The 13,209-nt window shown below is 71.5% G+C and carries 14 protein-coding genes; 2 read left to right on the top strand and 12 right to left on the bottom strand.

The features are described from left to right. Positions 1-26: 26 nt before the first annotated feature. From E3O32_RS12690 to E3O32_RS12645, 10 genes are all read right to left on the bottom strand, one after another. Entirely contained in the window at positions 27-353 is a 327-nt protein-coding gene (locus tag E3O32_RS12690; protein ID WP_134510066.1) for a DUF2249 domain-containing protein, read from the bottom strand. An 88-nt stretch (positions 354-441) separates the two neighbouring features. After that, a complete protein-coding gene (locus E3O32_RS12685; RefSeq protein ID WP_241974918.1) occupies positions 442-900 on the bottom strand; it encodes a molybdenum cofactor biosynthesis protein MoaE in 459 nt (152 codons plus the stop codon). 42 nt (positions 901-942) lie between these two features. Further along, entirely contained in the window at positions 943-2,154 is a 1,212-nt protein-coding gene (locus E3O32_RS12680; protein ID WP_134510064.1) for an acetyl-CoA C-acetyltransferase, read from the bottom strand. Next, complete coding sequence (locus tag E3O32_RS12675) at positions 2,151-2,831, bottom strand: CoA transferase subunit B (RefSeq protein ID WP_134510062.1); 681 nt, start codon at positions 2,829-2,831, stop codon at positions 2,151-2,153. Before E3O32_RS12675 ends, E3O32_RS12680 begins: the two co-directional genes overlap by 4 nt. A 1-nt stretch (position 2,832) precedes the next feature. After that, positions 2,833-3,660, bottom strand: coding sequence for a CoA transferase subunit A (locus E3O32_RS12670; protein ID WP_134510060.1), 828 nt, complete (start codon positions 3,658-3,660; stop codon positions 2,833-2,835). Positions 3,661-3,779: 119 nt separating this feature from the next. After that, entirely contained in the window at positions 3,780-5,009 is a 1,230-nt protein-coding gene (gene pcaDC / locus E3O32_RS12665; protein WP_134510058.1) for a bifunctional 3-oxoadipate enol-lactonase/4-carboxymuconolactone decarboxylase PcaDC, read from the bottom strand. Continuing rightward, a complete protein-coding gene (locus E3O32_RS12660; protein WP_134510056.1) occupies positions 5,006-6,496 on the bottom strand; it encodes a lyase family protein in 1,491 nt (496 codons plus the stop codon). Before E3O32_RS12660 ends, pcaDC begins: the two co-directional genes overlap by 4 nt. Next, positions 6,489-7,085, bottom strand: a complete 597-nt coding sequence (pcaG, locus tag E3O32_RS12655) for a protocatechuate 3,4-dioxygenase subunit alpha (protein WP_134510054.1) — start codon at positions 7,083-7,085, stop codon at positions 6,489-6,491. Before pcaG ends, E3O32_RS12660 begins: the two co-directional genes overlap by 8 nt. Further along, entirely contained in the window at positions 7,078-7,905 is an 828-nt protein-coding gene (gene pcaH / locus E3O32_RS12650) for a protocatechuate 3,4-dioxygenase subunit beta (RefSeq protein ID WP_134510052.1), read from the bottom strand. Before pcaH ends, pcaG begins: the two co-directional genes overlap by 8 nt. 37 nt (positions 7,906-7,942) lie before the next feature. Next, positions 7,943-9,124, bottom strand: a complete 1,182-nt coding sequence (locus tag E3O32_RS12645; protein ID WP_134510050.1) for a 4-hydroxybenzoate 3-monooxygenase — start codon at positions 9,122-9,124, stop codon at positions 7,943-7,945. Between the two features lie 279 nt (positions 9,125-9,403). Here E3O32_RS12645 and E3O32_RS12640 point away from each other — a divergent pair, with 279 nt between their 5' ends. Both E3O32_RS12640 and E3O32_RS12635 read left to right on the top strand, forming a co-directional pair. Continuing rightward, positions 9,404-9,913 (top strand): hypothetical protein, encoded by a 510-nt coding sequence (locus E3O32_RS12640; RefSeq protein ID WP_134510048.1) that lies wholly within the window; start codon positions 9,404-9,406, stop codon positions 9,911-9,913. A gap of 134 nt (positions 9,914-10,047) precedes the next feature. Next, positions 10,048-10,554, top strand: a complete 507-nt coding sequence (locus tag E3O32_RS12635; protein ID WP_134510046.1) for a hypothetical protein — start codon at positions 10,048-10,050, stop codon at positions 10,552-10,554. Between the two features lie 36 nt (positions 10,555-10,590). On the opposite strand, the gene E3O32_RS12630 is transcribed toward E3O32_RS12635, so the two are convergent. Both E3O32_RS12630 and E3O32_RS12625 read right to left on the bottom strand, forming a co-directional pair. Further along, a complete protein-coding gene (locus E3O32_RS12630; protein ID WP_134510044.1) occupies positions 10,591-11,247 on the bottom strand; it encodes a response regulator transcription factor in 657 nt (218 codons plus the stop codon). After that, positions 11,244-12,743 (bottom strand): sensor histidine kinase, encoded by a 1,500-nt coding sequence (locus tag E3O32_RS12625; RefSeq protein WP_134510042.1) that lies wholly within the window; start codon positions 12,741-12,743, stop codon positions 11,244-11,246. Before E3O32_RS12625 ends, E3O32_RS12630 begins: the two co-directional genes overlap by 4 nt. Positions 12,744-13,209: the final 466 nt, after the last annotated feature.

Below are 13,209 nucleotides of genomic sequence, written 5' to 3'. Positions count from 1 at the left end.
TGTGGTGTCGGGTCGAGAGGTGTCGGCTAGGCGACGCGGGTGAAACGCACCTGCCAGGCCTCCGGCCCGCGTTCGACATAGGACACGGCGAAAGCGCCCGGGCGGGCCGTCTCCAACTGCGCGATCAGCGGCAGCGGGTCGTGCGGGGCAATCAGGTCGAGCGCGAAACCGACCTGGATCGCCTCGAGCGCACCGAAGATGGCCGCGTGGCGCACCGCGTGCGGAATCGTGCGGCCGTCGAGCACGATCGTCTCGGCGTCATCGTGGCCGCACTGGCAGTCATGCCCCGGTGCGGCGGCGGCTTCCGGGTGTCCGGGGCGCAGGTCGCTTAGGGTGATCGGCTCGGCGGTCATGATGGTCCTCCTTATCGGCGTGGCATTGCCACGACTCTATTTTAGAGGATACACGTACTTTTAATAAGTGGATGCGCCGGCAGCCCGCTCAGGCCAGTCCGACCCAGGCGTGCGAACCGTCGACCTCGTACTGCTTCTTCCAGATCGGAACCTCGGCCTTGACGGCCTCGACCAGGCGTTCGCAGGCCTCGAAGGCCACGCCGCGGTGGGCGCTCGCTGCGGCGGCGACCAGGGCGAGGTCGCCGACGTCGAGGTGGCCGATCCGGTGACTGACCGCGAGGTTCACCTGGGGGAATTCGGTGCGGAACCGGTCGGCGATCCCGGCCAGGATGCGCCCGGCATCCGGGTGCGCGCTGTAGTCGAGCCCGGTGACCTGGCCGGCCGCGTCGGGGTCATGGTCGCGGACCTGGCCGATGAAGGTGACCACGGCCCCGCACGAGCCGGTCGACACGGCGGCCACATGCGCCGGGAGGTCGAGCGGCTCCCCCGTGACCTCGTTGATCCGCACTGCCGCGGGGGCCGGTTCGATCGATTGTCCTGAATCCACAGGACCAGAGTACGCCCGGGCGGGCGGAGGACGGCCGCGCCGCTACACCCGTTCGAAGATCGCGGCGAGGCCCTGGCCGCCGCCGATGCACATGGTCTCGAGCAGGTAGCGGCCGCCGGTGCGGTGCAGGTGCCGGGCGGCGGTGGCGAGGATCCGGGCACCGGTCGCGCCGACGGGGTGGCCGAGCGAGATGCCGGAGCCGTTCACGTTGGTGCGGTCCCAGTCGGCGTCGGTGAAGGCCCACTCCCGGCTGACGGCGAGCACCTGCGCGGCGAAGGCCTCGTTGAGTTCGATCAGGTCCATCTCGGCGAGGGTCAGGCCGGCCCGCTGGAGCGCCTTCCGGGTTGCCGGCACGGGGCCGATGCCCATCCGGGACGGTTCGACGCCGGCCCGGGCCCAGGTCACGAGGCGCACGAGCGGCACGAGGCCGAGCTGGGCCGCCCGTTCGGGGGTGGTCACGATGCAGGCGGCAGCCGCGTCGTTCTGGCCGCTGGCGTTGCCCGCGGTCACGGTGGCGTCGGCATCCGTTTTGAGCATGATCGGGCGCAGTGCGGCGAGGGCGGCGAGGCCGGCGTCGGCGCGGGGCGTCTCGTCGGCGGTGACGACGGTCGGGCCCTTGCGGCCGGGCACGGTGACCGGCACGATCTCGTCGGCGAAGCGGCCGTCGGCCACGGCGGCGGATGCCCGCTGCTGGGACCTGAGGGCGAGCTCGTCCTGTTCGGCGCGACCGATGGAGTACTCGCGGCGCAGGTTCTCGGCGGTTTCGATCATGCCGCCGGGCACCGGGTGGTTGCGGCCGCCGGCCGTCTCGCGGCCGCGGCTGAGCGCGTCGCGCAGCAGGATCCCCGGGCCGCCGCCGACTCCGAAGCGGGAGTCGACGGTGTAGAACGGGGCCTGGCTCATCGATTCGACGCCGCCGGCGATGACGAGGTCGCTGATCCCGGTCTGCACCTGCATGGCCGCGTCGAGGATGGCCTGCAGTCCGGAACCGCAGCGGCGGTCGACCTGTACCCCGCCGACGGTGACGGGCAGTCCGGCGTTGAGGGCGGCGACCCGGGCGACCGAGGCAGCCTCGGCGGTCGGGTAGCCCTGGCCGAGGATGACGTCGTCGACGACTGAACCGTCGATGCCGGTGCGGGCGAGCAGCGCCGCGATGACGGTCGCGGCGAGGTCGGCCGGGGCGACGGCCGCGAACACCCCGCCGAACCGGCCGATCGGCGAGCGCAGCGGCTCGCAGATCACGACCTGCCTCATCGGGCCGGGTCCTCGGAGAGGATCGTGCGGATGGTCGCCGGTTCCGCCGGCACGAGGAGCGGCACCTCGGTGGCGGCCTGCACGTCGGCGACGGTGAGGCCGGGGGCGATCTCGCTCAGCACGAGACCCTCCGGAGTCACGTCGATCACGGCGAGGTCGGTGATGATGCGGGTGACGACCTTCCGGCCGGTCAGCGGCAGGGAGCATTCGGTGACGATCTTGAAGTCGCCGTTCTTCGCGGTGTGCTCCATCACCACGATCACGGTGTCGGCGCCGTGCACGAGGTCCATCGCGCCGCCCATCCCCTTGATCATCTTGCCCGGCACAGCCCAGTTGGCGATGTCGCCGGCCGCGGAGACCTGCATCGCGCCGAGCACGGCCACGTCGATCAGGCCACCGCGGATCATGCCGAAACTCTGGGCGGAGTCGAAGTAGCTCGCGCCGGGGTTGACCGTGATGGTCTCCTTGCCGGCGTTGATCAGCTTGGGGTCTTCCTCGCCCTCCCACGGGTACGGGCCGACGCCGAGCACCCCGTTCTCCGAGTGCAGGATGACGTGCACCCCGTCGGGCAGGAAGTTGGGGATCAGCGTTGGCAGCCCGATCCCGAGGTTCACGTAGCTGTCGGGGGTGAGTTCCTGCGCGGCGCGGGCGGCCATCTCGTTCCGGGTCAACGGCATCTCAGTTCTCGTTCCGGTCGGTGCCGGCGGGTGCCGGGGCAGCGGATGCCGCGGCAGCCGGCCGCGGCCGGGTGGTCATCTTCTCGATCGGCAGGTCCCTGGCCTCGTCCGGGCTCAGTTCGACGATGCGGTCGACGTAGATCCCGGCGAGGTGGATCGCGTCGGGGTCCAGCTCCCCGGGTTCGACCAGCTCGTCGACCTCGGCGATGGTGATCCGGCCGGCCATCCCGGCGACCGGGTTGAAGTTGCGGGCCGACTTCTCGAAGACGAGGTTTCCGTGCCGGTCGCCGCGGGCGGCGCGCACGAGCGCGTAGTCGGTGACGATGGCCTCCTCGAGCACATATTCCTTCGGACTGCCGAGCGAGGAGAAGACCCGGGTTTCCTTGGGCGGGGACTTCACGGTGACCTCGCCGCCCGGGCCGTAGCGCCAGGGCAGCCCGCCCTCGGCGACCATGGTGCCGACGCCGCTGGCTGTGTAGAAGGCGGGGATGCCGCTGCCGCCGGCCCGGAGGCGTTCGGCCAGGGTGCCCTGCGGGGTCAGTTCGACCTCCAGCTCGCCGCCGAGGTAGCGGCGGGCGAAGTCCTTGTTCTCGCCGATGTAGGAGGCGATGACCCGGCTGATCCGTCCTTCCCGCAGCAACTCGCCGAGACCCCAGCCGTCGACCCCGCAGTTGTTCGAGACGACCCGGAGGTCGGCGGTGCCCTGGGCGAGCAGCGCCCGGATCAGCACGATCGGCACGCCGACCAGCCCGAAGCCGCCGACGGCGAGGGACGCCCCGTCGGGGATGTCCGCGACGGCGGCCGCGGCGGAGGAAAAGCTCTTGTCCATGGAATCGTCCTTCGACTGTCGGTTCGGTCGTTCAGGTTCGGTCGTTCAGGTTCGGTCGTTCAGAGTCGTTCAGAGTCGTTCAGAGTCGTTCAGAGTCGTTCAGGGGCGTTCAAGGTCGTTCAAGGTTGGTCGGTCGGTGCCCGGGAGGCGGCATCCGGGTCGGCGGCCGGCTCGGCGTCCAGCAACTCGAAGACGTCCCTGGCCACGGCCAGCGCGGAGTTCGCGGCCGGCACCCCGGCGTAGATCGCGGTGTGCAGGATCGCCTCGCCGATCTCGGCCCGGCCGAGCCCGTTGGTCAGGGCGGCCCGCACATGCAGGGCGAGTTCCTGCTCGTGGCCGCCGGTGACCAGGCAGGCGATGGTGAGGAAGCTGCGGGTGCGCCGGTCGAGCCCCGGTCTGGTCCAGACCTCGCCCCAGGCGTAGCGGGTGATGAAATCCTGGAAATCAGCGGTTTCGGGGGTGATCTTCGCCGTCGCGGCGTCGACGTAGGCCTCACCGAGCACCGCCGTGCGCACGGTCATCCCGGCCCGGTAGACATCGGCGGTGGTGCGGGCGGGCGCCTCGGCCGGTTCGCGATCGGCGAGGTGCGCCGCGAGGAGGGCTGCCACGTCGACCGGCCGCTCCAGCGAGGGAAGGTGGGCGGCGCCGTCGACCGTGGCGAGGCGGGCGCCGGGGATGCGCGCGGCCAGGTCGGCGAGCAGTGCGAGCGGGGTGACCTGGTCGAGTTCGCCGGCGACGCACAAGGTGGGCACGCGGATGCCGGCCACCCGGTCGGTGACGTCGAACCCGGCGAGGGCTTCGCAGGCGAGCGCGTACGACTCGTCGTCGACGTCGAGCAGCCTCTCGAGGGCCGCGGAGCCGGCGGCGGGGTCGCGGTCGAGGAAGCCGGGGGCGAACCAGCGGTCGGCGCTGCCCGCGACGACGGAGGGGGTGCCGCTCGCCCGGATCTGCGCGGCGCGTTCCCGCCAGCCGTCGGCGGTGCCGATCCGGGCGCCGGAGCAGATCACGGCGAGGCTGAGCAGCCGGTCGGGGTGGCGGAGCGCGAGTTCGAGCCCGACCGTGCCGCCGAGGGAGATGCCGGCGTAGTGGAATGCTCCGCCGCCGACCGAGTCGACCAGGGCGACCACGGCATCCGCCAGTTCGGTGATGGTGAACGGGTCGCGGGCGGCCGGGCTGAAGCCGTGGCCGGGCAGGTCGAAGCGGAGCACCCGGAAACCCTGGGCGAGCCGCGCGGCCACCTCGTCCCAGAGCGCTGTCGTGGTGCCCAGCGAGGGGCCGAGCACGACCAGGGCGGCACCGGGATCGCCGCTGACCGGTTCGAGCGTGCAACGGATGCGGGGCTGGGTCATGGTGCGGGTGTCCTCACGGCATCGATGGAGCCGGGCGCGGCGGCCGTGCCGAGCCCGTGGGAATTCACTGCGACGGCGGCCAGCCGGAATCGGTCGAGCACCCGGTCGATGCCGGGGCCGTCCTGCCCCGGGTCGAGGTCGAAGGCCGCCCAGACGCCGGCCCGGAGCTGCTCGTCGTGGCCGTCGGCGGAGAGCAGGCCGGACAGCACCACCCGCAGCGGACGGTTCGTGCGGACGGCCTCCGCCGAGGCCCGCTGCACGAGGGCGAAGGCCGCCGTCTTCCCGAGCGCCTCGGCCAGGAGCGTGGTGACCCGTTCGCTGCACACGAGCCCGTCGGTGATCTCGAGGTTGGCGAGCATCCGTTCGGGGTCGACGTCGAGGCGGCCCGCGAGTGCGGCGGCGCCGGCCACCGCGGAAAGGGTGAGCCGTTCGAGCCCGCGCAGCGCCGGCCATTCGGCGTGCCAGGCGCCGCTGGGGCGCTGGTCCTCGGCGAGCAGGCTGCCGAACAGCGTCGCAACGAGGCCGGGAGCCTGCCGGGCCGCGGCCGTGATCAGCACGGCGGTGACCGGGTTGCGCTTGTGCGGCATGGCGGAGGATCCACCCTGGCCCTGGCCGAGGTGCTCGCCGACCTCGGCGATCTCGGTGCGGGCGAGCACCGTCACGTCGAGCGCGAAGGCGCCCACGGCCCCGGTCGCGGCGGCGAGCCCGGCGGCAAGGTCGACGACCGGGAGCCGGTTGGTGTGCCAGGCGATGGACGGCGCCGCCAGGCCGAGCCCCGACGCGAACCGCCGCAGGACCAGGTCCACGGTGTGCGCCGGATCCCCCCCGGTGCCGCGGAGGGTCGCGATCTGGTGCAGCACGGCGAGGTTGCCGACGGCGCCGCCGAGCTGCACGGGCAGCCGGGCGCGCAGCCGGTCGATGGTCTCGATCGCGGTCAGGGCCATGTCGAGCCAGCCGGCGACGACGAAGCCGAAGCTGGTCGGCGAGGCCTGCTGGCCGAGGGTGCGGCCGGCCATGGCCGTGCCGCGGTGGGCGCCGGCCAGGCCGGCGAGGGTGGCCGCGTAGTCGCCGAGCCGGGCGCTGACCTCTCCGGTCACCCGGTGGGCCACCAGCATCGCGGCGGTGTCGAGGATGTCCTGGCTGGTCGCACCGACGTGGAGGTGGTCGGAGGCGCCGGTGCGCAGGGTCTCGGCGGCGGCGGCGAGGTGCTTCACGAGCGGGATGACCGGGTTGCCGCCGCCCTGGCCCTCGGCGGCGATCGCGGCGAGGTCGAGCCGGCCGGCATCGGCGAGGTCGTCGCAGACGGCGCCCATCCACTCAGGGGCCAGACCGGCGGCCACCAGGGCCCGGGTGAGCGCGAGTTCGGCGTCGACCATCGCCTGCAGCCAGGCGGAATCGCCGGTCAGCTCGGCCGCGCGGCTGCCGTGGCCGAGCGGGTCGAGCAGTCCCACATCGAAGGGCCGGTCCGGCCCGGACGGATCAGGCATCGAAGTCCAGGAAGACGGTCTCCGCGTCGCCCTGCAGGTGCACGTCGAACCGGTAGGAGGCGGCGCCGCCCGGTGTGCCGTCGGCGACGGCGACCAGGGTCTGCCTGCGCTCGGCCGGCACAGCGCCGAGCACGGTGTCGCCGGCGTGCGCCGCGGCATCCTCGGGGAAGTAGGCACGGGTGAAGAGGTGGTGGATCAGGCCGCGGGCGAACACCGTCACGACGATGTACGGGGCGGCGTCACCGACCTGGCCCGGTTTCACCGTGGTGAAGGTGTAGTGCCCGGCGAGGTTGACGGCCGCCCGGCCGAATCCGGTGAAGGTGAAGCCGTCGCGGTCGAGCGCACCCTGCTCGCGGCTGAGCACGCCGTTCTCGTCGGCCTGCCAGATCTCGAGGATCGCGTCAGGGACCGGCTCGCCCGCGCCGTCCGTCACGGTGCCGTGCAGCCGGATCGCATGCGGGTGGTGGCCGGGCACGAGTTCGGGGCCACGCTCGTAGGGCAGGGCGAAACCGTAGAACGGTCCGACCGTCTGGGCCGGCGTCTGGACGTATCCCGGTGCCGGCTGCTCAGTCACGGACTTATCAGTCATGGGCTTCTTCGCTCTCCATCCAGGTGGATTTGGGGCCGGTCAAAACGATATCCCAGCGGTAGCCGAGCGACCATTCCGGCACGCTCAGCTCGTGCTCGTAGCTGCCGACCAGGCGCGCGCGGGCGGCAGGGTCGGTGATCGATTGGTAGATCGGGTCGAGTGCGAAGAGCGGGTCGCCCGGGAAGTACATCTGGGTGACCAACCGCTGGGTGAACGCAGTGCCGAAGAGGGAGAAGTGGATGTGCGCCGGCCGCCAGGCGTTGAGGTGGTTGCGCCACGGGTAGGGGCCGGGCTTGATCGTGGTGAACGAGTATTCGCCGTTGTCCCCCGTGATCACGCGGCCGACGCCGGTGAAGTTCGGGTCGAGCGGGGCCGGATGCTGGTCGCGCTTGTGCACGTAGCGCCCGCCGGCATTGGCCTGCCAGATCTCGACCAGCTGGTGGCGCACCGGGCGGCCCTCACCGTCGAGCACCCGGCCGGAGACCGTGATCCGCTCGCCGAGCGGTTCCGCGTTGTGCTGGATGGTGAGGTCGCTCTCGAGGGGGTTGACGTCGGTGTGCCCGAAGGCCGGCGAGACGCGTTCGACCTCCTCCGGGTCGACCCGCACGAGGGCGTGGGTGGGGTGGCGCAGGATGGAACTGCGGTAGGGCGGGTAGTTGCGGCGCGGGTGGAGTTCCGGCTGACCGCCGTCTGCCACCCGGGCGCGCGCCTCCGCCTCGATCGCCCGGATCTCGTCGGAGATCTCGGCCTGGGAGGCCTGCGTCGGCGCCCGGTCGGCCAGGGGGTGCACGGCCGGAGCCGGGGCTGTCTCATCTGTCATGACGGTGAATCCTCTCGGGAGTCGGCTGGGCGGGCGGTCAGAACGGAAGGCCGGTGTACTGCTCGGCGAGTTCGCGCTGGGCGAGCAGCGACCCGGTGAGGTAGTCCAGCCGGCCGAGTTGGCTGCGGTAGTCGAACGCGGCCGACTGCAGGTCACCCGGGTTGCGGTGCAGCATCTCGGTCATCGACTGCGAGAACTGCTGCACCTTCCACTGGCGGCGGAGGGCCGCCTCCCCGTAGCCGGCCAGCGGTGCGTCGTCCCCGGCGTAGTGGCCGACCAGTGCGGCGCCGAGCAGCACGACGTCGGCGATGGCCGAGTTCAGTCCCTTCGCGCCGGTGGGCGGCACGATGTGGCCGGCGTCCCCGGCCAGGAACAGGTTGCCGTAGGAGAGCCGGGACGCGACGAAGCTGCGCATCGGGGTGATCGACTTGTCGGTGACGGCGCCCTCGTGCAGGGTCCAGCCGGGAACGCCGAGCCGGGTCTGCAGCTCCTCCCAGATGCGCTCGTCCGGCCACTGGTCGATCGAGTCCGCAGTGTCCACCTGCAGGTAGAGGCGGGAGACCTGCGGTGAGCGCATCGAGTGCATGGCGAAGCCGTCCTCGTGCAGCGCGTAGATCAGCTCGTCGGTCGAGGGTGGCACGTCGGCGAGGATGCCCAGCCAGGCGAACGGGTAGCTGCGGTCGTACAGGGTGATCGCCTTCGGGGGGATGGAAGCGCGGCACACGCCGTGGAACCCGTCGGCGCCGACGATGAAGTCGGCCGTGATCTCGTGGGCCTCGCCGTCGTGGCGGAACGTCACCCGGGGCGACGTCGACTCGACGTCGTGCACCGCGACATCCGCCGCCTCGTAGTAGATCGTCGAGCCGGCGTCGGTGTGGGCTTTGATCAGGTCTTTCACGACCTCCTGCTGCCCGTAGACCGTGACGGTGCGGCCGATCAGCGTGTTGAAGTCGATGTTGTGGCGCCCCCCCGCGAATTGCAGGTAGATGCCGTCGTGCTCGAGCCCTTCGGCGGCGAGGCGATCGCCGAGGCCGAGCCGGGTGAGGGTCTCCACCGCGCTCTGCTCCAGCACACCGGCACGGATGCGGGCCAGCACGTACTCCTGCGAGCGGTTCTCGACCACGATCGAGTCGATTCCGGCATCGCGCAGCGCCCAGCTGAGGAGAAGCCCTGCAGGGCCGGCACCGATAATGGCGACACGGGTGTTTTCTGGGGACACGGGTTTCTCCTAGCGACGATGACAGGTGATGGCCTCATCATGCGGCGTCGACCGACCTTCGGTAGCAGATGTTTTCACTCAGTGGAAGGCAATGCCCGGGCCGGCCTGCTCCGGCCGCATTCCCCGCCGGTCCCCAGCGGCGCCGGATAAGAACTTTCTCATGCGCTCCTTGCCGGCTTCTCATAGGATCAGCCCAGGCTTGCGCTCAGACACCGACCCCGGCCACGACTGGCCGAGGTGCGTGCCGACCCGTGGAGGACACGACCCGTGGAGGACACAATGAGCGAGAACACACCGACACCCGGCATCCGTCCCGCCCGGCGCCGCCGCGCGCTGTTCGCGGTCGGCGGCGGGCTGGGAATCCTGGTCGCGGCGGCTGCCGCGGCCTCGATGGTCAGCGCCCTCGCCCTGGCGGACCAGCCCGGCCGGGTCCTCGAGGTGCCGGCGGTGACCGTGGAACTCGACACGGGGCCGGCCGCCGGCACACCAGCGGGGTCACCGTCACCCGCAGCAACGTCCGGTCCGGCCGAGCTGCCGGGCACGCCGGGTGAGGACTCGGGTTCGTCGTCCGGGTCGGGTTCCTCCGGCTCGGGTTCGTCCTCGCCCGGGGCAGAACCGGAGCCTGAGCTCATTCCCGCCCCGGCCCCGGTCGTTGTGGACGACCACGGCGGCAGCGACGCCTCGAAGGACGACGCGGGTCACGACGGCGGCAGCGACGGCACGAGCGGTTCCAGCGGCAGCTCCGGCAGTGGCAGCTCCGGCGACGGCACGTCCGGCGGCAAGGACTGACTCCCTCGCAAACCTAAGAGACCTCTCACCGATCTCTCGTGCACGCCTTATCCCGGCACCCGAGAGTAAAAGGCGTATCAAGATTCCTCCAGTTCCAGCCGCCGGCCCACCCGGCGCCAACGAAAGGCCCGTTCATGTTGAAGATGACCAAGAAGCGCTCCATCGTCCTTGCCTCCCTCGGTCTCGCCGGCCTGATGTCGATCGGCATCGTCGCCGCCCAGGCCGACCCCGGTCACGGCGTCGACCCCACCACGACGCCCACGTCGAGCGTGACGGTCGACGACAACTCGGTCGACGATCCGGCCACCCACGATGACGCGGACGACAACGACACCGACGGCACGGACACCGACGCCCCGAGCGACGACAGCACCGCCACTCCCGAGGTCGGCGACGATGACGCGGCGACGCACGAAGACGGCGAAGACGCCGAGCACGAGGGCGCCGAACACGCCGCCACCCCCGCCGTCCCGGCAACCCCCGCACACCACGAGGACGGCGAAGACCACGCGGCCACTCCGGCCACCCCTGCCGTGCCGGCGACCCACGACGTGAACGACGACCAGGGCGAATCCGGACATGGCAGCGACGACTCCGGCAGCGACGACCACGGCTCTTCAGACCACGGCAGCGACGACTAGCGAGCACTCCCCCGCAGCAGGGAATGGGCTACCGGCTCAGCGCAGCCGGTAGCCCATTCCTCTGACCGTTTCGATCCGCTCGGCGCCGAACTTCGCCCGCAGGTACCCGACATAGACGTCGACGATGTTCGAGCCGGGGTCGAAATCGTAGCCCCAGACCCGGCTGAGGAGCTGCTCCCGGCTGAGCACCTGGTCGGGGTTGCGCAGGAACTCCTCCGCCAGCGCGAACTCCCGGGCCGAGAGGTCGACCTGGCGGTCCCCGACCTGCGCCCGCCGCGTGCGCAGATCGAGCCGAAGGCCCCCGACCGCGAGGTCGGGCTGCGTCGCGGGCGCGGCATCCGTCATGCGAAGCCGGATGCGCGCGAGCAGCTCGTCGAACCGGAACGGTTTCGCCATGTAGTCATTCGCCCCGCCCTGCAGGCTCGCCAGGGTGTCTTCGGCCGAGTCCCTCGCCGTGAGCACGATCACGGGCAGCACCGACTTCTGTTCCCGCAACCGGCGGAGCACCTCGTAGCCGTCGAGGCCCGGCAGCCCGATGTCGAGCACGAGCAGGTCGAAACCGCCGGTCAACGCGAAGTCGAGGGCGTCGGTGCCTGTTCCCACCGTCACGGTGGTGAAGCCGGCCGCGGCCAGCCCCTTCTCCACGAAGGACGCGATGCGCAGTTCGTCTTCGGCGATCAGGATTCGGCTCACAGCGTTGTCTCCATCGGTTCGGCCCGGCCTGCTTCGGCCCGGCTTGATTCTGGTGCCCCGTCGACCGGAGGGAGCGGCAGGTCGATCGTGAAGGTGGCCCCGCGTCCCGGTGCGGAGGCGACCGAGACCGTTCCGCCGTGGGCTTCGGCGATGGCCCGCACGATCGCGAGTCCGAGGCCCGATCCGGTCGAGCCTCGCCCGGTCGCCCCGCGCCGGAACCGCTCGAAGATGTGCTCCTGCGCGTCGGCGCTGATCCCGGGCCCCTCGTCTCGCACCCAGAATCGCAGTCTCGGGTTGCCGGTCGAGTCCAGACCGGTGGCGCTCCCGATCTCGATCGTCCCGTCCGCGCTGCCATGGCTGACGGCGTTCGCGGCGAGTTGCAGGAGAGCCTGGGTGAGTTTGCCGGCGTCGACCGGCACCACGAGGTCCGCGGTCTCGGTCGTCACCCAGCGGTGGCCGGACAGCGCGGCCGCCTTCGTGCGCACGAGCTCGGTGAGCACCGCGATGTCGACCGGCGCGCGGGTGACGCCGAGCGGGCGCTGAACCTCCGCGAGGGCCGAGATGTCGCGCACGAGCCCGTTCATCCGGTCGAGCTCGTCGATGGCGAGGGCGCGGGTCGCCGCCACATCGGCCGGGTCGTCCTCGTCCATCAGTTCGAGGTGTCCGCGAACGATCGTGATCGGGGTCTTGAGCTCGTGGCCGACGTCATCGAGCAGCCGTCGCTGGCCGGTCAGGGCGCCGTCGAGACGATCGAGCATGTCGTTGACGGTGCGGGTGAGCTCGGAGACGTCGTCCCGGCCGACCACGGGGATGCGCTCGCTCACGTCCGAGGCGGTGATCCGGGCTGCCGCCTCCCGCAGCGCCCGGATGGGCCTCAGCAGCCGGCCGGAGACCAGCCAGCTGACCAGGCCCAGCACGACGAGGGCGGCGAGGGTGACCCTGAGCGAGGTGAGGAGAGCGTCCGTCACCGGCCTCAGCGCGGCGTCGAGGTCGAATGCTGCGACGAAGACGCCGGCGGCAGGGTCGCCGGCGACGCTGACGGGTGCGGCGACGTAGCGCACCGCGCGACCGTCCGTGCGGACGTTGCCGAGCACGACCTTCCCGGTGGCGGTCTCACCGACGACGCGGGCGACGAACCCCCGGTTCTCCTCCAGGCGGAAGTCGACGTCCCCGCCGGGTGCGAGGGCTGCGGCGCCGTTGACGATGGCCAGGGTGGCTTCATTCGTGCCCGGCCGGATCTGCTGGACCACGGCCTCGAGCACGGCGTTCAGGGTCGTGCCCTTCGAGTCCGTGGCGATGAAGCGAGCGTCGTTGACCGCTCCGACCAAAGCGGCGTCAATGCTGTCGAGAGTGCTGTCGCGCTGCACGAAATAGGCGGTCGTGCCGGCGGCGACCATGCCGGCCGCTGCGACCAGCAGGATCGAGGCGAGGATGCGCACTCGCACCGAGACCGCCGGGAACCACGGGGTGCGGCGCGGGGACCGTTCGGCGGGCATGCCTCATTATGGGCGCGGCCCGCTGGTCCCGGATACCCGGCGCGCTTCGGCGGACGCATTCCGCATCGAGCAGAAGACGATGAGTCAGAATGGCGGGTCGTCGGGGAGGTCTGGGGCAGTGGCCGTCGGCGGCCCGGCTGTCGGCGGGCCGGCCGTCGGTGGCCCGGCTGTCGGCGGGCCGGCCGTCGGTGGTCCGACTGGCGGCGGGCCGGCCGTCGGCGGGCCGGCTGTCGGCGGGCCGGTGGGGAGCACGGTCGGCAGTATCGTGGCGGGTTCGGTGATGAACTCCCGCCCGGTCGGTGACGTCCAGGTGAGGATGCCGCCCGGTTGTTGCGAGACGGTCCACCGGGTCTGTGTCTTCAACGCATGGTTGGGTCTGCATTATTCCGATGTCCGGATTATGCCGATGTTGAGGGTGGGTCCCTTGTGGCTGTTGGCATCGGAGTGGATGTTGTCGGCATAATCA

The sequence above is a fragment of the Cryobacterium mannosilyticum genome, assembly GCF_004402705.1.
Taxonomy (GTDB): Bacteria; Actinomycetota; Actinomycetes; order Actinomycetales; family Microbacteriaceae; genus Cryobacterium; species Cryobacterium mannosilyticum.
Note: the sequence above shows the minus strand (reverse complement) of the source record. Positions and strands in the feature narration are given on the sequence as shown.

Coding starts and splice junctions, on each gene's coding strand:
- E3O32_RS12690 (WP_134510066.1), bottom strand. CDS start 353: ATGACCGCCGAGCCGATCACCCTAAGCGACCTGCGCCCCGGACACCCG.
- E3O32_RS12680 (WP_134510064.1), bottom strand. CDS start 2,154: ATGAGGCAGGTCGTGATCTGCGAGCCGCTGCGCTCGCCGATCGGCCGG.
- E3O32_RS12675 (WP_134510062.1), bottom strand. CDS start 2,831: ATGCCGTTGACCCGGAACGAGATGGCCGCCCGCGCCGCGCAGGAACTC.
- E3O32_RS12670 (WP_134510060.1), bottom strand. CDS start 3,660: ATGGACAAGAGCTTTTCCTCCGCCGCGGCCGCCGTCGCGGACATCCCC.
- pcaDC (WP_134510058.1), bottom strand. CDS start 5,009: ATGACCCAGCCCCGCATCCGTTGCACGCTCGAACCGGTCAGCGGCGAT.
- E3O32_RS12660 (WP_134510056.1), bottom strand. CDS start 6,496: ATGCCTGATCCGTCCGGGCCGGACCGGCCCTTCGATGTGGGACTGCTC.
- pcaG (WP_134510054.1), bottom strand. CDS start 7,085: ATGACTGATAAGTCCGTGACTGAGCAGCCGGCACCGGGATACGTCCAG.
- pcaH (WP_134510052.1), bottom strand. CDS start 7,905: ATGACAGATGAGACAGCCCCGGCTCCGGCCGTGCACCCCCTGGCCGAC.
- E3O32_RS12640 (WP_134510048.1), top strand. CDS start 9,404: ATGAGCGAGAACACACCGACACCCGGCATCCGTCCCGCCCGGCGCCGC.
- E3O32_RS12635 (WP_134510046.1), top strand. CDS start 10,048: ATGTTGAAGATGACCAAGAAGCGCTCCATCGTCCTTGCCTCCCTCGGT.
- E3O32_RS12625 (WP_134510042.1), bottom strand. CDS start 12,743: ATGCCCGCCGAACGGTCCCCGCGCCGCACCCCGTGGTTCCCGGCGGTC.